At 51.8% G+C, this 17,278-nt stretch carries 25 protein-coding genes and 3 pseudogenes; 14 read left to right on the top strand and 14 right to left on the bottom strand.

The window, feature by feature from the left end; all coding sequences use genetic code 11:
- Nucleotides 1-18: 18 nt before the first annotated feature.
- Nucleotides 19-330 carry a DODA-type extradiol aromatic ring-opening family dioxygenase gene (locus ACYVF7_RS59575; RefSeq protein ID WP_460358767.1) on the top strand — a complete coding sequence of 104 codons (312 nt, stop codon included), beginning with the start codon at nt 19-21 and terminating at the stop codon, nt 328-330.
- A complete protein-coding gene (gene ygiD / locus ACYVF7_RS59570) occupies nt 320-760 on the top strand; it encodes a 4,5-DOPA-extradiol-dioxygenase (RefSeq protein ID WP_460358765.1) in 441 nt (146 codons plus the stop codon). Before ACYVF7_RS59575 ends, ygiD begins: the two co-directional genes overlap by 11 nt.
- Nucleotides 761-797: 37 nt before the next feature.
- On the opposite strand, the gene ACYVF7_RS59565 is transcribed toward ygiD, so the two are convergent.
- The 4 genes from ACYVF7_RS59565 to tolC all read right to left on the bottom strand — a co-directional run bounded on the left by ACYVF7_RS59565 (nt 798) and on the right by tolC (nt 4,264).
- Nucleotides 798-1,970 (bottom strand): glutathionylspermidine synthase family protein, encoded by a 1,173-nt coding sequence (locus ACYVF7_RS59565; RefSeq protein WP_460358763.1) that lies wholly within the window; start codon nt 1,968-1,970, stop codon nt 798-800.
- Nucleotides 1,963-2,232, bottom strand: a complete 270-nt coding sequence (locus tag ACYVF7_RS59560; protein WP_251000730.1) for a DUF1190 domain-containing protein — start codon at nt 2,230-2,232, stop codon at nt 1,963-1,965. Before ACYVF7_RS59560 ends, ACYVF7_RS59565 begins: the two co-directional genes overlap by 8 nt.
- On the bottom strand, nt 2,159-2,668 hold the full coding sequence (locus ACYVF7_RS59555) for a DUF1190 family protein (protein WP_460358761.1): 510 nt from the start codon (nt 2,666-2,668) through the stop codon (nt 2,159-2,161). The genes ACYVF7_RS59560 and ACYVF7_RS59555 overlap by 74 nt, the downstream gene beginning before the upstream one ends.
- A 114-nt stretch (nt 2,669-2,782) precedes the next feature.
- Nucleotides 2,783-4,264 (bottom strand): outer membrane channel protein TolC, encoded by a 1,482-nt coding sequence (gene tolC / locus ACYVF7_RS59550; RefSeq protein ID WP_000735289.1) that lies wholly within the window; start codon nt 4,262-4,264, stop codon nt 2,783-2,785.
- Between the two features lie 204 nt (nt 4,265-4,468).
- Here tolC and ACYVF7_RS59545 point away from each other — a divergent pair, with 204 nt between their 5' ends.
- Both ACYVF7_RS59545 and iap read left to right on the top strand, forming a co-directional pair.
- Entirely contained in the window at nt 4,469-5,134 is a 666-nt protein-coding gene (locus ACYVF7_RS59545) for an NUDIX domain-containing protein (protein ID WP_460358760.1), read from the top strand.
- A gap of 60 nt (nt 5,135-5,194) precedes the next feature.
- Nucleotides 5,195-5,799: pseudogene (gene iap / locus ACYVF7_RS59540) on the top strand (alkaline phosphatase isozyme conversion aminopeptidase); the annotation flags it as partial.
- Nucleotides 5,800-5,925: 126 nt separating this feature from the next.
- Here iap and ACYVF7_RS59535 read toward each other — a convergent pair.
- From ACYVF7_RS59535 to ACYVF7_RS59510, 6 genes are all read right to left on the bottom strand, one after another.
- Nucleotides 5,926-6,078: a Hok/Gef family protein gene (locus ACYVF7_RS59535; RefSeq protein WP_000956458.1), complete on the bottom strand. Its 153-nt coding sequence runs from the start codon at nt 6,076-6,078 to the stop codon at nt 5,926-5,928.
- Between the two features lie 263 nt (nt 6,079-6,341).
- Nucleotides 6,342-7,076: a phosphoadenosine phosphosulfate reductase gene (gene cysH, locus ACYVF7_RS59530; RefSeq protein ID WP_000039850.1), complete on the bottom strand. Its 735-nt coding sequence runs from the start codon at nt 7,074-7,076 to the stop codon at nt 6,342-6,344.
- Between the two features lie 73 nt (nt 7,077-7,149).
- On the bottom strand, nt 7,150-7,854 hold the full coding sequence (locus ACYVF7_RS59525) for an assimilatory sulfite reductase (NADPH) hemoprotein subunit (RefSeq protein ID WP_460358757.1): 705 nt from the start codon (nt 7,852-7,854) through the stop codon (nt 7,150-7,152).
- Complete coding sequence (locus ACYVF7_RS59520) at nt 7,851-8,864, bottom strand: NADPH-dependent assimilatory sulfite reductase hemoprotein subunit (RefSeq protein WP_460358756.1); 1,014 nt, start codon at nt 8,862-8,864, stop codon at nt 7,851-7,853. Before ACYVF7_RS59520 ends, ACYVF7_RS59525 begins: the two co-directional genes overlap by 4 nt.
- The gene (locus ACYVF7_RS59515) at nt 8,864-9,874 is read right to left on the bottom strand and encodes a ferredoxin reductase domain-containing protein (protein ID WP_460358754.1); all 1,011 of its coding nucleotides are present in this window, start codon (nt 9,872-9,874) and stop codon (nt 8,864-8,866) included. Before ACYVF7_RS59515 ends, ACYVF7_RS59520 begins: the two co-directional genes overlap by 1 nt.
- The gene (locus ACYVF7_RS59510) at nt 9,843-10,664 is read right to left on the bottom strand and encodes a flavodoxin domain-containing protein (protein ID WP_460358752.1); all 822 of its coding nucleotides are present in this window, start codon (nt 10,662-10,664) and stop codon (nt 9,843-9,845) included. The genes ACYVF7_RS59515 and ACYVF7_RS59510 overlap by 32 nt, the downstream gene beginning before the upstream one ends.
- Before the next feature lie 231 nt (nt 10,665-10,895).
- Between ACYVF7_RS59510 and queD the strand changes: the two genes are divergently transcribed.
- The 6 genes from queD to ACYVF7_RS59480 all read left to right on the top strand — a co-directional run bounded on the left by queD (nt 10,896) and on the right by ACYVF7_RS59480 (nt 13,537).
- On the top strand, nt 10,896-11,345 hold the full coding sequence (gene queD, locus ACYVF7_RS59505) for a 6-carboxytetrahydropterin synthase QueD (RefSeq protein WP_002430540.1): 450 nt from the start codon (nt 10,896-10,898) through the stop codon (nt 11,343-11,345).
- A gap of 77 nt (nt 11,346-11,422) precedes the next feature.
- The gene (locus ACYVF7_RS59500; protein WP_460358750.1) at nt 11,423-11,920 is read left to right on the top strand and encodes an FAD-dependent oxidoreductase; all 498 of its coding nucleotides are present in this window, start codon (nt 11,423-11,425) and stop codon (nt 11,918-11,920) included.
- Nucleotides 11,869-12,693 (top strand): hypothetical protein, encoded by an 825-nt coding sequence (locus ACYVF7_RS59495; RefSeq protein WP_460358748.1) that lies wholly within the window; start codon nt 11,869-11,871, stop codon nt 12,691-12,693. The genes ACYVF7_RS59500 and ACYVF7_RS59495 overlap by 52 nt, the downstream gene beginning before the upstream one ends.
- Nucleotides 12,684-12,944: a ferredoxin family protein gene (locus ACYVF7_RS59490; RefSeq protein WP_000109535.1), complete on the top strand. Its 261-nt coding sequence runs from the start codon at nt 12,684-12,686 to the stop codon at nt 12,942-12,944. Before ACYVF7_RS59495 ends, ACYVF7_RS59490 begins: the two co-directional genes overlap by 10 nt.
- Nucleotides 12,945-12,960: 16 nt before the next feature.
- Nucleotides 12,961-13,146 (top strand): glycerol-3-phosphate responsive antiterminator, encoded by a 186-nt coding sequence (locus ACYVF7_RS59485; RefSeq protein WP_460358745.1) that lies wholly within the window; start codon nt 12,961-12,963, stop codon nt 13,144-13,146.
- Between the two features lies 1 nt (nt 13,147).
- Nucleotides 13,148-13,537 (top strand): glycerol-3-phosphate responsive antiterminator, encoded by a 390-nt coding sequence (locus ACYVF7_RS59480; protein ID WP_460358744.1) that lies wholly within the window; start codon nt 13,148-13,150, stop codon nt 13,535-13,537.
- Nucleotides 13,538-13,683: 146 nt separating this feature from the next.
- On the opposite strand, the gene ACYVF7_RS59475 is transcribed toward ACYVF7_RS59480, so the two are convergent.
- From ACYVF7_RS59475 to ACYVF7_RS59460, 4 genes are read right to left on the bottom strand one after another with little or no spacing between them, the layout of a single operon-like run.
- Entirely contained in the window at nt 13,684-14,256 is a 573-nt protein-coding gene (locus tag ACYVF7_RS59475; RefSeq protein WP_460358742.1) for an FAD-binding protein, read from the bottom strand.
- Between the two features lie 25 nt (nt 14,257-14,281).
- Nucleotides 14,282-14,542 carry a hypothetical protein gene (locus ACYVF7_RS59470; protein WP_460358741.1) on the bottom strand — a complete coding sequence of 87 codons (261 nt, stop codon included), beginning with the start codon at nt 14,540-14,542 and terminating at the stop codon, nt 14,282-14,284.
- Nucleotides 14,539-14,817 carry a hypothetical protein gene (locus ACYVF7_RS59465; protein ID WP_460358740.1) on the bottom strand — a complete coding sequence of 93 codons (279 nt, stop codon included), beginning with the start codon at nt 14,815-14,817 and terminating at the stop codon, nt 14,539-14,541. Before ACYVF7_RS59465 ends, ACYVF7_RS59470 begins: the two co-directional genes overlap by 4 nt.
- 2 nt (nt 14,818-14,819) lie before the next feature.
- Nucleotides 14,820-15,317 (bottom strand): adenine nucleotide alpha hydrolase family protein, encoded by a 498-nt coding sequence (locus ACYVF7_RS59460; protein ID WP_460358739.1) that lies wholly within the window; start codon nt 15,315-15,317, stop codon nt 14,820-14,822.
- A gap of 337 nt (nt 15,318-15,654) precedes the next feature.
- On the opposite strand from ACYVF7_RS59460, the gene ACYVF7_RS59455 reads away from it, so the two are divergent.
- The 4 genes and pseudogenes from ACYVF7_RS59455 to ACYVF7_RS59440 all read left to right on the top strand — a co-directional run bounded on the left by ACYVF7_RS59455 (nt 15,655) and on the right by ACYVF7_RS59440 (nt 17,218).
- A complete protein-coding gene (locus ACYVF7_RS59455; RefSeq protein WP_460358737.1) occupies nt 15,655-15,951 on the top strand; it encodes a PRD domain-containing protein in 297 nt (98 codons plus the stop codon).
- Nucleotides 15,952-15,992: 41 nt separating this feature from the next.
- A pseudogene (locus tag ACYVF7_RS59450) lies at nt 15,993-16,366 on the top strand (family 1 glycosylhydrolase).
- Between the two features lie 133 nt (nt 16,367-16,499).
- Nucleotides 16,500-16,787: pseudogene (locus tag ACYVF7_RS59445) on the top strand (family 1 glycosylhydrolase); the annotation flags it as partial.
- 209 nt (nt 16,788-16,996) lie between these two features.
- On the top strand, nt 16,997-17,218 hold the full coding sequence (locus ACYVF7_RS59440; protein ID WP_460358736.1) for a family 1 glycosylhydrolase: 222 nt from the start codon (nt 16,997-16,999) through the stop codon (nt 17,216-17,218).
- The last annotated feature ends 60 nt before the right edge of the window (nt 17,219-17,278 follow it).

The following is a 17,278-nucleotide window of genomic DNA, read 5'->3' as shown; positions in this document are numbered from 1 at the left end:
TTAGGTCACGGTAGTCCGATGAACGTGCTGGAAGATAATTTGTATACCCGCAGCTGGCAGAAGTTGGGGATGACATTGCCACGCCCGCAAGCGATTGTGGTGGTTTCGGCTCACTGGTTTACCCGTGGAACAGGAGTGACCGCGATGGAGACGCCGCCCACGATTCATGACTTTGGTGGCTTCCCGCAGGCGCTGTACGATACGCATTATCCTGCTCCGGGTTCGCCTGCGCTGGCACAGCATCTGGTTGAGCTGTTAGCGCCGGTCCCGGTGACGCTGGATAAAGAAGCCTGGGGCTTTCGACCACGGCTCCTGGGGCGTGCTGATTAAGATGTATCCTGACGCCGATATCCCGATGGTGCAGTTGAGTATCGACAGTAGCAAACCTGCCGCCTGGCATTTCGAAATGGGGCGCAAACTCGCGGCGCTGCGTGATGAAGGGATAATGTTGGTCGCCAGTGGCAACGTGGTGCATAACCTGCGTACAGTGAAGTGGCACGGTGATAGTTCACCGTATCCGTGGGCGACGTCGTTTAATGAGTATGTGAAAGCGAATCTGACGTGGCAAGGGCCGGTGGAACAACATCCTCTGGTGAATTATCTCGACCATGAAGGTGGCGCGTTATCGAACCCAACGCCAGAGCACTATCTGCCGTTGTTGTATGTCTTAGGGGCGTGGGATGGGCAGGAGCCAATTACCATTCCGGTCGATGGTATAGAAATGGGCAGTTTAAGTATGCTGTCGGTGCAGATAGGTTAACAATTACCGGATGGCGAATGCCATCCGGCATCATTGATTACTCAACAAAAATATGTGGATAAAACCGAGACATATCCTGGGTGATCAATGCACGGTCTTCACGAATGCCAATTCCGGCAGGTTGATCGTTCACCAGCCAGCTACCAATCAGCATATAGCTGTCGCCGAATTTCGGTAACGGGTGGAATTGCTGAACAATCATCCCTTCTTCGCCATACGGACCTTCCGCTGCTTCAATGGTTTTGCCGTTCTCAATGATCGACACGTTTGCGCCTTCACGGGAGAAGATCGGTTTAACCACATATTTTTCCATTTGCGGATGATCATCTTCCGCAAAATAAGCGGGCAGCAGGTTCGGGTGATTCGGGAACATCTCCCACAGTAGCGGTAGAAGCGCTTTGTTGGAGATAATGCTCTTCCACGCCGGTTCCAGCCAGCGTACGCCTGCATCCTCCAGCTTGGTGGAGAACATCTCACGCAACATAAATTCCCACGGATACAGCTTGAACAGGTTGGAAATCACCTGATCCTGTAAATCCGTGAACTGACCTTTTTCACCTAACCCGATATCGTCGATGTAGAGGAACTCGGTAGCGATTTCAGCTTCCGTCGCGCAGTCCTGCAAATACTGAATGGTTCCGCGATCTTCCACCGTGTCGCGACAGCAGGTGAGATGCAGCAACTGGAAGCCATACTGTTCACGCAGCTCAACGAAGCGATCGATCAGCTTTTCTTGCAGACTGTTAAACTGGTCGCTGCCCTCCGGCAAGTTACCGGCGTTAAGCTGATCTTCCAGCCAGATCCACTGAAAGAACGCCGCCTCGTATAGTGACGTTGGCGTATCGGCGTTATTTTCCAGAAGTTTAGGTTCGCCAGTGCCATCCCACGCCAGATCAAGACGCGAATAAAGCGATGGCTGGTGCGTCAGCCATGACTGGCGCACAAAACTCCAGGTGTGTTTTGGAATGCGGAATTTGGTCATCAGCTCATCGCTGGCGATCACTTTTTCCACCACTTTCAGGCACATCTGGTGCAGTTCGGCGGTGACTTCTTCCAGCTTTTCAACCTGGGCGAGGGTCAACTTGTAGTAAGCATCTTCACACCAGTACGGCTCGCCGTACATGGTGTGAAAATTGAAACCGTATTCGTGGGCTTTTCGCGCCAGTCCGGGCGCTCGGTAATACTGACTCTTTCCATCGGTATCAGCCACCCATTGAACGAGAAGAGGTGCCGGTTGCGCTACGCTGCATAGTGCTTTGTTTGGCAACAGATTCACCAAAACCGCCACGGGTAACGGTAGTGGTGGTCGCCGGTTTTGGTGCCATTGCCGTCTTCGGTACGGTCATGGTGCGGCCTGGCTGGGCTGCGCCATAGTTTTTACCGGTCGCGTCGGTATATTTACCGTAAGCCGGGCTGGCCGGGTTTTTCGAGGAGAACAGCGGCTGCTGTGCAAATCCCGCGCCGCCGCCCATCAGACGACCCCATCATGTAACCGGCCATCAGCGGCATCCAGAAACTCCCGCTGGATTGCTGGGCCTGCGCCTGGTTTTCTGGTGCCATGCCAGCCTGGGCTGGTGCCTGCTGGCACTGACCTTCACCAAATTCAGCAACACAGTCTTCACGGGTGGCGTATTTCGGCGCAGTACGTTCGGCTTCTTTCAGCGCATTGTTGTACGCGGTGGTACATTCGGCGCTTTTGCCTGGGTTTGCAGCTGAACAGTCGTCAGCATTTTGATAGAGAGACACTGTTTCATCACTCTTTTCACAGCCAGCCAGCATAAAAACAGTGGCAACCGCGAGAGCGACTGGTGTCAGATGGCGTGCGCTCCAGTTTTTGCGGAACGATGCGTGGCGTATGGATTTTGTCCGTTTCATTTTTGTCTTCCGGGACCAGTGGTAAATACCCATCAGAATAGAGGATGGCTGGTCGAAATTGAAGCGAGAAGGGGGAAGAATGCGGCAGATAACCCGTATCTTTACGTTGCCTTACGTTCAGACGGGGCCGAAGCCCCGTCGTCGTCATCAGTTACGGAAAGGGTTATGACCGTTACTGGTGGTAGTGCGTGCGGATGTTTGCTGAACGACGGGTGCCGGGCTATCAGGCGCATAACCATCAGCAATAGCATTCTGTTCCGGCGTTTGCGGGGCAACGTTTTCCGGATTAGTGGAAACCGGTTTGCTCAGCGCATTGTTCAGTGCCAGCAGATCCTGCTCGTTCAACGTACCCAGAGCTGACTTAATATTCAACTGGTTAATCAGGTAGTTATAACGCGCATTTGCCAGCTCTTGCTTAGCGTTGTACAGCGTGGTGGTCGCATCCAACACATCAACAATGGTACGCGTACCGACCGAGTAACCCGCTTCCATCGCGTCTAATGAGCTTTGAGCGGAAACTACGGCTTGTTTGTAGGCGTTAATGCTACTGATAGAAGCATTAATGTTGTTGAAGGAGGAACGTACGGTTTGCACGACGCTACGATGCGCGCTTTCCAGTTGCTCGCTGGCACCAACAAAGTTGTACTGGGCCTGTTTCACCTGCGAGTTAACCATTCCGCCCTGATAAATCGGCAGCGAGAAGCTCAGGCCAACTTTGTTCTGGCCCATATTGCTATCGTCATACTGGGTACCAGCGGCACCACGGGTTTTCGAACCGCTATAAGAGGTGTCAGAAATCCCGGTAGAAGCCGTTAAATCCAGAGTCGGTAAGTGACCATCCTGCGCCTGGCGAATTTGCTCGCGCGCCAGGTCCTGGCTCAAGCGCGCCTGTAACAGCGACAGGTTGCGTTTTTCGGCTTCTTTCAGCAGCGTGTTAACCGGCTGTGGTTTGTCGGTTTTAAAGTTTTCGACATTCAGCGCCGCCAGTTCCGGATAGTAGTTACCGGTGATCTGGCGCAGCTGCTCTACCGCGTTATCAAGGTTATTACGTGCGGTCACTTCGTTCGCCAGCACGGTATCGTACTGTGCGCGGGCGTTCTGCACGTCGGTGATCGCTACCAGGCCCACGTTAAAACGTTGGGTGGTTTGATCTAATTGACGGTAGATCGCTTCTTTTTGCGCCTGTGTATAGGAAAGAACGTCAATAGCATTCAACACGTTGAAATAAGCGGTCGCGGTGTTGAGGATCAAGGTTTGTTGATCGGTCTGATACGTGACGTCCTGAATCCCAGCTGCTTTTTCCTGCAGCGTTAACGCACGCCATTTCGACATATCAAAAATGGATTGAGTTAACTGCAGGGACGCACTGGTCGCGTTAGAGTTGATGCCGTTCGCGTCGCGGTAGCCGTTGCTATAGGTGTAATCTGCACCTAAACCTAGCTGTGGCAGTAATGGACTGCGCGCTTCATTAATTTTTTCAAAGGCAGCATCACGATCGGCGGCAGACTTACGCAATTCCGGGTTACTAAGGCGTGCTTGCTGATAAACTTGCATCAGGTTCTCGGCCTGGCTCAACGAACTGAACCCAGAAAGGCTCAGGCCGATAAGAATGGGGAGCAATTTCTTCATTTGCATTCCTTGTGGTGAAGCAGTATTTAGCGCGATCAAACTGTAAAATTATTGCGGATTCTAGCAGAAGCCGCTACCGCAAAAGGTTGGCGTTACGTGCCATAGGGCGTTAATGTGCCTCAATTTAACACATGACTGCTCAAACGGCAGTCAAACGTCGCTGAAATTCACATTTAATTCACTATTAGTGCCAGGACATTAACAATGCTTAAGCCAGACAACCTGCCCGTTACATTTGGCAAAAACGATGTAGAAATTATTGCACGAGAAACACTTTATCGCGGCTTTTTTTCATTAGATCTTTATAGATTTCGTCATCGTCTATTCAACGGGCAAATGAGTCATGAGGTACGGCGGGAAATTTTTGAGCGCGGTCACGCCGCAGTCTTGCTACCCTTTGACCCAGTGCGTGATGAAGTTGTGCTGATTGAGCAGATTCGGATTGCCGCGTACGACACCAGCGAAACCCCCTGGCTACTGGAGATGGTTGCCGGGATGATTGAAGAGGGTGAAAGTGTGGAAGATGTTGCCCGTCGCGAAGCGATTGAAGAGGCGGGACTGATAGTAGGTGCTGCTAACCCATCATGCAGAACGATGCTTAACCTTAGCAATACGCTGAACCAGGCTACAGTACCACTGCGGCAGGCAGGTCGGGTCGCCCAGCAGAGGCGCCCATCGTGCTCGACTACGGCCTGCTCGAGCGCGGATGGGCGCCTCCTGGGCAGATCTGGCTCCTACCGCAGTCCGCGCACCGAGCCCGCCGTCCGGGCCGTGCACGCGCTCATGCCCCAGGCCGAGCTCTACACGCACAACGGCGTCCAGGTGCTGATCTCGACACTGCACGAGGAAACTAACCTTAGCAAGAACTGAACGAAGCAACAACATTGCCGTATTGCTAAGGTTAACAGCGACTACGCATTCTAATTCATATCTGGTTTAGGTGTCATGCTGGAACTGGCAGAACGCCTGAAAAATACGCCTACCGAGTATGGTATTCGATTTGTGGCGACCAGCGGCGAAGAGGAAGGGAAAATTAGGCGCTGAGAATTTACTCAAGCGGATGAGTGACACCGAAAAGAAAAATACGCTGCTGGTGATTAATCTCGATAACTTAATTGTTGGCGATAAATTGTATTTCAACAGCGGTGTAAAAACCCCTGAAGCAGTAAGGAAATTAACGCGCGACCGGGCGCTGGCAATTGCCCGCAGCCATGGAATTGCCGCCACCACAAATCCAGGGTTTGAATAAAAACTATCCGAAAGGCACTGGGTGTTGTAATGACGCAGAAATATTCGACAAAGCCGGTATTGCTGTACTTTCGGTGGAAGCGACTAACTGGAATCTTGGCAATAAGGATGGTTATCAGCAACGCGCAAAAACAGCCGCATTCCCTGCGGGAAATAGCTGGCATGACGTAAGACTGGATAATCAACAGCATATTGATAAGGCACTTCCTGGAAGAATAGAACGTCGCTGCCGTGATGTTATGCGGATAATGCTACCGTTGGTGAAGGAGCTGGCGAAGGCATCTTAATGGGTTTGAAATGATTACTCCCTTGCCTGCAGGAAATCAATGCCACCAGAAACAGAGTATAAAAAAGGGGTGCAGGAGAGCCAAACCATCACAATTCAGTACGCGGGGTTTTACCCCGCGTGGTGGCTACTTCTTCGATTCGTAAGCGAGAACTGCCTTAAACTCCATACCACGTTCTCTGATACTCAACTCACACAACGAGTCGCCTACCATCAGCGTGAATCCCAGTACTGTACAACACAGTACGATGATTGCCACAAGGGCATATTTTGTCAGCATGTCTTGCCTCCCTGCAAAGAAGAGACTAACATCCGAATTGCTAGGTTCGAACGTGAGCCTCAGGTTGATAGAAATATCGCCTGGGGCTTTTGTCCATCTGGAACCTCGCGAATGCTTAACGCCAGACAGCCTCAAGCACCCAACGCCATTCTATACCTGTTAATTCTCCCTGCGACGTTCACGTTTAAATGCCGGAATGCTGCTCGCAAAATAAAAACGCCCCCATCATTTCTGACAGAGGCGTTTAATTTATCCGGCAATATTTACCCTTCGTGTAATCCACATTCCCTTTTTAAGCCAAAGAAACGCGTTTCTTCTTCCGCCATGCCGGGTTCCCATTTACGGGTTGTATGGGTATCGCCCACCGATAAATATCCTTCGTCCCATAATGGGTGATATTTCAGGCCATGTTTTTGCAGGTACTGATAAATAGTTCGGTTATCCCAGTCGATAATCGGCAGCACTTTAAATACGCCACGCTGAATTGCCAGCACCGGTAAATTGGCGCGGCTGCCGGATTGTTCACGGCGCAGGCCAGCAAACCAGGTTTGCGCATTCAGTTCTTTCAGCGCCCGGTTCATCGGTTCGACTTTGTTGATGTCATTGTACTTTTCAATGCCTTCAACGCCCTGCTCCCACAGTTTGCCGTAGCGTGCTTCCTGCCAGGCGGCGCTTTCGGTAGCACGGTACACTTTCAGGTTGAGCTTGAGTTTGTCCGTTAACTCGTCAATAAAGCGGTAGGTTTCCGGGAACAGATAGCCGGTATCGGTGAGGATCACCGGAATATCCGGGCGAATCTGATTCACCAGATGCAGGCTCACCGCCGCCTGAATGCCAAAGCTGGAAGAAAGTACATATTCACCGGGCAGATTATCCAGCGCCCAGGCAACGCGGCCTTCAGCGTCCAGTTTTTCCAGTTCGGCGTTAGTTTCCGCCAGCGCCAGAATGCGATCTACCTTCGGCAGTTCGTTCAGGGCGTTTAGATCGAGTTTGGACATAGATTCCTCACTGTTTGCCTTGCCTGATGCGACGCTCACACGTCTTATCAGGCCTACAAGACCGGGCTGATGGTTAATCCCACAAATCGCGCGCCGGATCGAGCACCGGGCGAATGATGCCCGCACGCACCGTAAAGTCGCCGAAGCCTTCACCCGCTTCGCGCTCTTTCGCCCAGCGCCCTATCAGTTCATCAAGCGACGCCAGGATTTCCGGCTCGGTGATGTTTTCTTTATACATCCGTGGGATACGTGTCCCAATGCGGTTGCCGCCAAGATGCAGGTTGTAGCGACCCGGCGCTTTACCCACCAGGCCCACTTCCGCCAGCATCGCGCGACCACAACCGTTCGGGCAGCCTGTTACACGCATCACGATATGCTCATCGCTGACACCATGTTTCGCCATTAAATTATCGATGTTGTCGATAAAAGACGGCAGGAAACGCTCTGCTTCCGCCATCGCCAGCGGGCAAGTCGGGAATGACACGCAGGCCATTGAGTTTTCACGCTGCGGCGTGACGGCATTCATTAACCCGCTCTCTTTGGCGATCTTCTCGATCTTCGCTTTCTCGCTTTCCGGCACGCCGGCGATGATCAGATTCTGGTTCGCCGTAATGCGGAAATCACCTTTGTGGATCTTCGCGATCTCCAGCAGGCCGGTTTTCAGCGGACGCCCCGGATAATCAAGGATGCGACCATTTTCGATAAACAGCGTCAGGTGCCAGTTATCATCAATGCCCTTAACCCAGCCAATACGATCGCCGCGTCCGGTGAAACTCATACGGGACGAATCGGCTCGAATTTGATCCCCGCGCGACGTTCAACTTCCGCTTTAAACGTCTCAACCCCCACGCGCTCCAGCGTGTATTTGGTTTTGGCATTTTTACGATCGGTTCGGTTACCCCAGTCACGCTGAGTTGTCACGACGGCTTCCGCCACCGCCAGCGTATGCTCCAGCGGCAGATAGCCAAACTCACTCGCCGTGCGGGCGTAGGTTTTCTTGTTGCCGTGTTCGATGGAAAGCCCACCGCCCACCAGCAGGTTAAAGCCCACCAGCTTGCCGTTTTCGGCGATCGCCACGAAGTTCATGTCGTTGGCGTGCAGATCGATATCGTTCTGCGGCGGGATCACTACCGTGGTTTTGAACTTACGCGGCAGGTAGGTCTGACCAAGGATCGGCTCTTCATCAGTAGTGGCGACTTTTTCCTGATCGAGCCAGATCTCCGCATACGCGCGGGTACGAGGCAGCAGATGTTCAGAAATTTTCTTCGCCCATTCATATGCTTCCGCGTGCAGCTGCGACTCGTAAGGGTTCGAGGTGCAGAGTACGTTACGGTTCATGTCGTTAGCGGTCGCCAGCGCATCAAGACCGACCGAGTGCAGCATCTGGTGCACCGGTTTGACGTTCTTTTTCAGAATGCCGTGGAACTGAAACGTCTGGCGGTTGGTCAGGCGAATGCTGCCATAGATGGTGTTTTCACCGGCAAATTTGTCGATCGCCTGCCACTGTTTAGTGGTAATCACCCCACCCGGCAGACGACAGCGAAGCAGCATCGCGTGGCGCGGCTCCAGCTTCTGTTCAGCACGTTCGGCGCGGATGTCGCGGTCATCCTGCTGATACATGCCGTGGAAGCGGATCAGCAGGAAGTTGTCGCCCTTAAAGCCGCCGGTCAGACCGTCGTTTAAATCTTCCGCAATGGTGCCGCGCAGGTAGTTGCTTTCAAGCTTCATGCGCTCGGCGTCTGTCAGTTTTCCTTCGACCACTAAAGGCCCTGGATGTTTTTCGCTCATTAGTAGACATCTCGCTGATAACGGCGCTCTACGCGCAGCTCACTTAAAAATTCATCCGCCGCTTCGGTGTCCATGCCACCAAATTCGGCAATCACTTCCAGAAGTGCCTGCTCAACGTCTTTCGCCATGCGATTAGCGTCGCCGCAGACATAAATGTGGGCACCGTCATTGATCCAGCGCCACAGCTCTGCGCCCTGTTCGCGCAGTTTGTCTTGTACGTAAATTTTTTCTTTTTGATCGCGCGACCAGGCGAGATCGATGCGCGTCAGCACGCCTTCTTTGACGTAACGCTGCCATTCCACCTGGTAGAGGAAATCTTCCGTAAAGTGCGGGTTGCCAAAGAACAGCCAGTTTTTACCCGGCGCTTCGTCGGCGGCGCGCTGCTGCATAAAGGCGCGGAACGGCGCGATGCCGGTGCCTGGGCCAATCATAATCACCGGGGTTTCCGGGTTGGTTGGCAGGCGGAAGTTGTCGTTATGTTCGATAAATACGCGGACTTCGCCCTCTTCTTCCACACGATCCGCGAGGAAGCTGGAGGCACCACCGGCACGGGCGCGGCCTTCCACGTCGTAACGCACCACACCAACGGTAACGTGCACTTCGTTCTCGACTTCCGCCTGCGAGGAGGCGATGGAATACAGGCGCGGGGTCAGCGGGCGCAGCAGATTAATCAGCGCTTCGGCATCCAGTTGCGCCGGAGAGAAACGCACCATGTCGACAATCGGCGTCGTCGCGGCGTAATGCTGTAACTTCGCTTTATCGCCCACCAGCGGCAGCAGCGTTTCGCTGCGGGTAAGCGTGGCATAGTTCTCAACAATGTTGGCGGTGTTGACGGTCAGTTCGAAGTGCCACTGTAGCGCTTCGTTCAGAGGCAACGTTTTGCCCTCGACGGTGACAGGTTCATCGCCTTTCAGCCACAGCAGTTCGACAAGTTCTTTCACCAGTGCCGGATCGTTCTGATACCAGACGCCCAGCGCGTCACCCGGCTGGTAACGCAGGCCCAGAGTCACCTAAGTCAATTTCGAATGGACGAACGTCTTTTTCAGAGTTACGCCCGGTAATTTTCTGGTTAACCGAAAGGCTCGCCACCAGCGGCGCGTCTTTGCTATACGGGCTGGTGTGGATTTCATTTACCGCGCCAGTAGCGACGGATTGCGAAGGTGCCGCGACAGGCGCACGCGATTTAAGCGCATCAACCACGCGGGCGCGCCACTCGCTGGCAGCAGCCTGGTATTCAACGTCGGCATCGACACGGTCGAGCAGGCGTTCACCGCCCAGTTCCGCCAGCTTACTGTCAAAATCTTTCCCGGACTGGCAGAAAAATTCATAAGAGCTATCGCCGAGGCTAAACACGGCAAACGCGGTGTTTTCCAGCTTTGGCGCTTTTTTGGAGAACAGGAACTTATGCAGCGCGACGGCTTCTTCCGGCGGTTCCCCTTCCCCTTGCGTTGACGTCACCACGATAAGCAGTTTTTCGCTGGCGATTTGTTTGAATTTATAGTCGCCCGCGTTCACCAGCTTAACGTTCAGTTTTGCCGCTAATAAATCATCGCGTAATGCTTCAGCAACCCGGCGCGCATTGCCGGTTTGCGAGGCGGAGATAATAGTTATACCCGGCATTTCTGCGGCGGGCGCTGGCGTCGCTGCAAGCGCAGCAGGCTGCTGGTTGAGCACGCCCCAGAAATAGCCAGAAACCCAGGCAAGCTGGGTAGGAGTTAAATCGGTCGTGGCCGCCTGAAGGCGTGCCAGTTGCTCCGGGTTCAACGGAAGCAACGCGGAAGGTGGGACCTGTGTCGTCATGCGTCGTTATGTTCCAGTAAGCAAAGCTGTTTCTGCGCCCTGTCAGCGCCCATAAAACAGAAGAGAAGGTAAGGTTAACGGGGTGAACGGTGTGGATTAAAGACGGGATAGCGATAACTAATAACCAAATCGACTAACCTGTTTTAGCAATAGTCTTTAACAACAAAATAGATTAACCAACCCAATGAAAAACAAATGAATATAGCCCATCAATAAGATAAATCAGCGATTTTGCGCAACAAAGTCGTTTTAGATAATGCGAAAAAACAGCCTTTCCGGTACTCTACGGCGGTTTTATCGTCATGTAGAGAAATTATGATGTCCACCACGTTATTTAAAGATTTCACCTTCGAAGCCGCTCACCGCTTGCCGCACGTCCCACAAGGGCATAAATGTGGTCGCCTGCACGGGCATTCCTTTATGGTGCGACTGGAAATTACCGGGGAAGTCGATCCGCATACGGGCTGGATTATCGATTTCGCTGAACTGAAAGCGGCGTTTAAGCCAACCTACGAGCGCCTCGATCACCATTATCTCAATGATATTCCAGGTCTGGAAAACCCAACCAGCGAAGTTTTAGCAAAATGGATTTGGGATCAGGTTAAACCCGTTGTGCCGCTGTTAAGTGCGGTGATGGTAAAAGAAACCTGCACCGCAGGTTGTATCTATCGCGGCGAATGATAAGAGTGTGTCGGCGGTCAATTTCCCTTAAGTAACGCTATGTTAGGGTGTTGTGTTCTGGATATCTGGGGCATGACATGGAAGACGACTGCGACATTATTATTATCGGTGCCGGAATTGCTGGCACCGCTTGCGCGTTACGCTGCGCGCGAGCGGGTTTATCCGTTTTGTTACTGGAACGAGCGGAAATTCCCGGCAGCAAAAATCTTTCCGGCGGGCGTTTATACACCCATGCGCTCGCGGAACTCCTCCCGCAATTTCACCTGACCGCGCCCCTTGAACGACGCATCACTCACGAAAGTCTTTCTCTGTTAACGCCAGATGGCGCAACGACGTTTTCCAGCTTACAGCCCGGCGGTGAATCCTGGAGTGTATTACGTGCACGATTCGATCCGTGGCTGGTTGCCGAAGCCGAAAAAGAAGGTGTCGAATGCATCCCCGGTGCGACGGTAGATGCACTGTATGAAGAAAACGGCAGGGTGTGTGGTGTCATTTGTGGTGACGATATTCTCGCGCCCGTTATGTGGTGCTGGCAGAAGGTGCCAACAGCGTCCTGGCTGAACGTCACGGGTTAGTGACTCGTCCTGCTGGCGAAGCGATGGCGTTGGGGATCAAAGAAGTGCTGTCGCTGGAACCATCCGCTATTGAAGAACGTTTTCATCTGGAGAATAACGAAGGCGCAGCGTTGCTGTTCAGCGGCGGGATCTGTGATGACTTACCCGGCGGCGCATTTCTTTATACTAATCAACAAACGCTCTCGTTAGGGATTGTTTGCCCGCTCTCTTCCCTTACGCAAAGTCGTGTTCCGGCAAGCGAGCTGCTGACTCGCTTTAAAACGCATCCGGCAGTGCGCCCGCTTATCAAAAACACGGAATCACTGGAGTATGGTGCGCATCTGGTGCCAGAAGGTGGCTTGCACAGTATGCCGGTGCAATACGCCGGTAACGGCTGGCTGCTGGTGGGCGATGCGTTGCGCAGTTGCGTCAATACCGGAATTTCCGTGCGCGGCATGGATATGGCGCTAACTGGCGCGCAGGCGGCGGCACAAACGCTGATAAGCGCCTGCCAGCACCGCGAGCCGCAAAATCTGTTTCCGCTTTATCATCACAACGTAGAGCGCAGCCTGCTATGGGATGTTCTACAGCGTTATCAGCATGTTCCGGCGCTTTTGCAACGCCCTGGCTGGTATCGGGCGTGGCCTGCGTTAATGCAGGATATTTCCCGCGATTTATGGGATCAGGGTGATAAACCTGTTCCACCGCTGCGCCAGTTACTCTGGCGTCATTTACGTCGTCACGGCCTGTGGCATCTGGCGGGCGATGTTATCAGGAGTCTGCGATGTCTGTAGCCCGTAATCTCTGGCGCGTTGCCGATGCGCCGCACATTGTTCCGGCTGACTCCGTTGAGCGCCAGACGGTACAACGGTTGATTAACGCCTGTCCGGCTGGTCTTTTTTCGCTCACACCGGAAGGTGACTTACGCGTTGATTATCACGGCTGCCTGGAGTGTGGCACCTGCCGTTTGCTGTGCGACGAATCAACACTACAACAGTGGCGCTATCCGCCTTCCGGATTCGGCATCACCTACCGCTTTGGATAAATAATAAGGATAATTTATGCCCCTCTTACACCTGCTCCGCCAGAATCCGGTGATTGCTGCCGTTAAAGATAATGCCAGCCTGCAACTGGCAATCGACTCTGAATGCCAGTTTATTTCCGTGTTGTACGGCAATATCTGCACCATTAGTAATATCGTTAAAAAGATTAAGAACGCCGGGAAAATATGCTTTTATTCATGTTGATTTGCTGGAAGGCGCGTCAAATAAAGAAGTGGTGATTCAGTTTTTGAAACTGGTGACCGAGGCGGACGGAATTATCAGTACCAAAGCCTCAATGCTGAAAGCAGCAAGAGCGGAAGGTTTTTTCTGTATTCATCGACTGTTTATTGTTGATTCGATTTCGTTTCACAACATTGATAAGCAAGTTGCGCAATCGAATCCGGATTGTATTGAGATCCTGCCAGGCTGTATGCCTAAAGTGCTGGGCTGGGTGACGGAGAAAATCCGCCAACCGCTGATTGCTGGCGGGCTGGTGTGCGATGAAGAAGATGCGCGTAATGCGATTAACGCGGGTGTTGTGGCGCTTTCCACCACGAATACCGGGGTCTGGACGTTAGCGAAAAAATTGCTTTGACGGGATAATCGTAACAAGTTGAATTTGGTGTGATTTGTAGGCTGCACGCCACATCCGACATTCAGCGCCTGATGCGACGCTTGACGCGTCTTATCAGGCTACAAGTCCCCAGCCCAGAACCGTAGGCAGGATCATCCGGCAGCACGTTATTGGCAATCTGCGTGAATGGTTGTCACCAGTGCCTCCAGCACCGCTTTCCAGTCATCAACCACGCCAACATCTGCCTGTGAAAATACCGCCGCGCTGGCGTCATGATTAATCGCCACCACAAACTTGCTATTGCGTACGCCCGCCATTAACGCTGCTGCGCCGGAAGCGCCAACAACAATACACACCTCAGGTGCCAGCAGATGTCCGGAAATACCAATCACTTTTTCGGCATCAACGCCACCGTTCATCACTCGTGCCCGACTGTAGCCCACTTCGGCTCCCAGCTTTTCTGCCAGCATAGCGATTTCCTGGTTATCTGCCTCTCCGCCCTGCCCCACCACCAGCACCCGTCTGGCCTCAGCTAATGGGTCACGGGTAACATTTTTCAGATTTTCGATGCTGATAAGCCAGTCGGGAAGCGCGCCGGGGACAATGTTCAGTTGCTGCATCCCAGAGGGCAACGTGGCGTTTTTATCTGCTCCCGCCTGACGTGCCAGCGAAAGGCATAGCGGGCGTTTTTCTGTTTGCAGCGTCGCCGTTAGCGCATTTCCCCAGTGGGATTTGCGCACGCTTACGGTTGGAATATCGACGAAGTCACCTGGCAGATGCTTGCACCATGTAAACGCCAGGCCAGCCGGGTCGACAGTTCATCGCCAAACGCGCCCGGAGGAAAGAGAACAACGTCCGCAGGCGTTCGCTGCCACTGTTCCACCAGCGCATCCAGCACCTGTTCCGCAACATCGGCTGAGGTTCTATTTGCCAGTGCGCCAGGGTACAACCGCTGAAATCCTGCGCCGCCAGCCAGCTCGCTATTGCGGCATTCTCCTGATTTATTGTCACAATTGCGATATTCATGGCTGCATCCTTTGGCGTAAATAGTCCTGCCATAGCTTTTGCGCTTTTTCTGCTACCGTTTGCCCATCAATCAGCGTCGCTCCGCGTCGTTGCTCTGCTCTTGCCAGTTGCAGACACTGCATCGCTGGCATTTCGGCAGCAACAGTTTTACGGATAATTTCTGCTTTCCCCGCAGCCATTCGCTGGCGCATTCCCGGTACTGGCAAGGCCACTTCACCGCACTGACGCACGGCAATCACCGCAGGCAAGCGAACCCGGCAACAGCGCAGCCCCATGTTCAGTACGCTGTTCGAGGGTGATAAACGGCGCGTCGAGAGTGAAACGCTCCACCTGGGTGAAGCAGGGCCAGCCCAGCATTTCCGCCAGCAAAAATGGCGTTTGCCCATTCTGCCCTTCGCTGCTTTGGCAGCCGGTAATTATCAGATCCAGCGGATTCTGGTAGCTGCCATTCGGCAATATGGCGAGCGACAAATTCCGGCGCAAAGCGCAGATCTGCCGCCGTCTCCAGCAATACAGCTTCCTCAAACCCAAGAGCCATGAGATAGCGCAGCCAGTGCAACGCCCGTTCATCCCCCATGCTCAACGCGGTTAAAGACATCGACGTACCGTTTTTTCTCTGCGCCAACAGCAGCGCGGCGGCAGCCTGTTCATCAGCACCGAGTAAACTTCGCAGAAGCGAAACATCCGGTCCGCTATTACCCTGAGCCGCCTGCCACTCTTTTTCCGCCAGCATTCCGGCATCCGGTTCGGCTTTAAACGCTAACAGAATGTTCATTCGCACCTCCTACATTTCCCGCCGCCACCAGCGGGAGTGCTTTGGTTTCTGGTGCCCATAGCCAGGTCACAACAAAACCAACCAACAACACTGCCGCCAGGAGCAATAAGGTGGCTTGCATTCCCCACTGCGCCAGCACCCACGGCAGCAGGCCAGTACTTACCGCCGCCCCAACCGACTCATGGCGGTAGGTGCTGATGAGAATGCGTAGTCGCTGTATGTTAACCTTAGCAATACGTAACTGAACCAGTAGTACACAACAACAATTGCTCTGCATTTTATTAATGCCAGGGAAACATCATCATTGATAAAAACAGAGGATGGAATAGAAAAGAAAATGATCGAATTGGTGCAAAACGAATTGTCAGCTGCTGGAATTCGCAGAACCAATAAAAACAAAAACTACTATGACCGCTTGATGATTCATTTGAACTATTTCTTGGAACGGATCACGAGTGATTCAAATGATGCGGAACCTTTTTCTTTGAATTTTGAGGAGACATTGAAAAAGGATTATCCTCAAGCCTATCAAATAGGAAATCGAATTTATGAGTTAATCGAAAGTCACTTAGGAAAATCATTGAATGAGAATGAACGAATTGATTTTACGATCCACGTACAAAGGCTTTTATAAAATTTCAACAAAATACAACAAAACAACGAGGAGAAGAAAGAATGACAGAATTGAGAAAGCTTCCAGAAGATTTTTTAATGGGCGGAGCAACTGCGGCCTATCAAGTAGAAGGAGCCATTGATAAAGATGGGAAGGGACCTGTTGCTTGGGATACCTTTTTAGTAGAAAAAGGTCGTTACACGGCAGAGCCAGCCAGTGATTTTTATCATCAATATCCGGTTGATATCGAATTATGCAAAAAATTTAAAATCGATAGCTACGTATGTCAATCGCTTGGAGCCGGATCTTTCCAAAAGGTTACGGAGAAGTGAATCAAAAAGGTGTCGAGTATTATCACAAGGTTTTTGCAGAGTGTAAACATGGATCACGCCTTTTCGTAACCATCCATCACTTTGATACCCCTAGTATTGTTTGATGAGGGGATTTTTATCGCGAGAATGTTGAACACTTCGTAAATGACGCAAAATTCTGCTTTGACGAGTTTAAGGAAGTGTATTACTGGAGTACCTTCAATGAAATCTATCCGGTAGGCAACCAATCAATATCTAACAGGCGCATTTCCGCCAGAGATTCGGTTTGATTTACAAAAAACGATCACTGCTTTGCATAACATGATGTACGCTCACGCGCGAGCTGTAAACATTTTTAAAGAAGGAAATTACGAAGGAGAGATCGGTGTCGTTCACTCATTGGAACCGAAATATCCTGCGTCTGATGCACCTGAAGATATACATGCGGCGGAACTAGACGATGCTTTATCCGTGAAATTTTTGATGGATGCTACCTACTTGGGTATTACTCTGATCACACCATGGAATGTATCAACGAGATTTTAGAAGCAAATGAGACGAGTATTTCGATAGATGAAAGCGATTTTATAGAAATGGAAGCGGCGAATCGCAATGATTATCTGAGGAATCAACAATTACGTGAGTCATTGGGTAAAAGCTTATAACGATGAAGTGGATGTTTGATAACACGACAGGAGAAAAGGGACACAGGTTTATCGTATTAAGTAATCGGTGAACGTATCCAAAGAGATGATTTGCCGCGGAGAGACTGGGATTGGCTGATTTATCCTGAAGGAATCTATGATTCATTGATTCGCATCAAAGAGGATTATCCGAATTACCAAAAGATCTATATCACAGAAAATGGTTTAGGCTATAAGGATCACTTTGATGACGGCATTATTTTGGATGATGATCGGATCGACTATCTAGAGGCTATTTTAACTATATCTCTAAAGCGATTGAAGCAGGAGTGAATGAGGCTAGGTGCTGAGTTACCCAACCCAACCAAGTCTGTTAACCTTAGCAATACGTAC

The sequence above is a fragment of the Actinoallomurus acanthiterrae genome, from assembly GCF_054775715.1.
This window is presented reverse-complemented; position numbering and strand designations above follow the sequence as displayed.

Excerpts from the sequence above, each read along its gene's own strand:
- tolC (WP_000735289.1), bottom strand. The coding sequence starts at position 4,264 with ATGAAGAAATTGCTCCCCATTCTTATCGGCCTGAGCCTTTCTGGGTTC.
- ACYVF7_RS59470 (WP_460358741.1), bottom strand. The coding sequence starts at position 14,542 with ATGAATATCGCAATTGTGACAATAAATCAGGAGAATGCCGCAATAGCG.
- ACYVF7_RS59560 (WP_251000730.1), bottom strand. The coding sequence starts at position 2,232 with ATGGGCGGCGGCGCGGGATTTGCACAGCAGCCGCTGTTCTCCTCGAAA.
- ACYVF7_RS59465 (WP_460358740.1), bottom strand. The coding sequence starts at position 14,817 with ATGGGGCTGCGCTGTTGCCGGGTTCGCTTGCCTGCGGTGATTGCCGTG.
- ACYVF7_RS59555 (WP_460358761.1), bottom strand. The coding sequence starts at position 2,668 with ATGGGTATTTACCACTGGTCCCGGAAGACAAAAATGAAACGGACAAAA.
- ACYVF7_RS59460 (WP_460358739.1), bottom strand. The coding sequence starts at position 15,317 with ATGAACATTCTGTTAGCGTTTAAAGCCGAACCGGATGCCGGAATGCTG.
- ACYVF7_RS59545 (WP_460358760.1), top strand. The coding sequence starts at position 4,469 with ATGCTTAAGCCAGACAACCTGCCCGTTACATTTGGCAAAAACGATGTA.
- ACYVF7_RS59485 (WP_460358745.1), top strand. The coding sequence starts at position 12,961 with ATGCCCCTCTTACACCTGCTCCGCCAGAATCCGGTGATTGCTGCCGTT.
- ACYVF7_RS59455 (WP_460358737.1), top strand. The coding sequence starts at position 15,655 with ATGATCGAATTGGTGCAAAACGAATTGTCAGCTGCTGGAATTCGCAGA.
- ACYVF7_RS59500 (WP_460358750.1), top strand. The coding sequence starts at position 11,423 with ATGGAAGACGACTGCGACATTATTATTATCGGTGCCGGAATTGCTGGC.
- ACYVF7_RS59535 (WP_000956458.1), bottom strand. The coding sequence starts at position 6,078 with ATGCTGACAAAATATGCCCTTGTGGCAATCATCGTACTGTGTTGTACA.
- ACYVF7_RS59575 (WP_460358767.1), top strand. The coding sequence starts at position 19 with ATGAACGTGCTGGAAGATAATTTGTATACCCGCAGCTGGCAGAAGTTG.
- ACYVF7_RS59490 (WP_000109535.1), top strand. The coding sequence starts at position 12,684 with ATGTCTGTAGCCCGTAATCTCTGGCGCGTTGCCGATGCGCCGCACATT.
- ACYVF7_RS59510 (WP_460358752.1), bottom strand. The coding sequence starts at position 10,664 with ATGACGACACAGGTCCCACCTTCCGCGTTGCTTCCGTTGAACCCGGAG.
- ACYVF7_RS59525 (WP_460358757.1), bottom strand. The coding sequence starts at position 7,854 with ATGAGTTTCACCGGACGCGGCGATCGTATTGGCTGGGTTAAGGGCATT.
- cysH (WP_000039850.1), bottom strand. The coding sequence starts at position 7,076 with ATGTCCAAACTCGATCTAAACGCCCTGAACGAACTGCCGAAGGTAGAT.
- ACYVF7_RS59520 (WP_460358756.1), bottom strand. The coding sequence starts at position 8,864 with ATGAGCGAAAAACATCCAGGGCCTTTAGTGGTCGAAGGAAAACTGACA.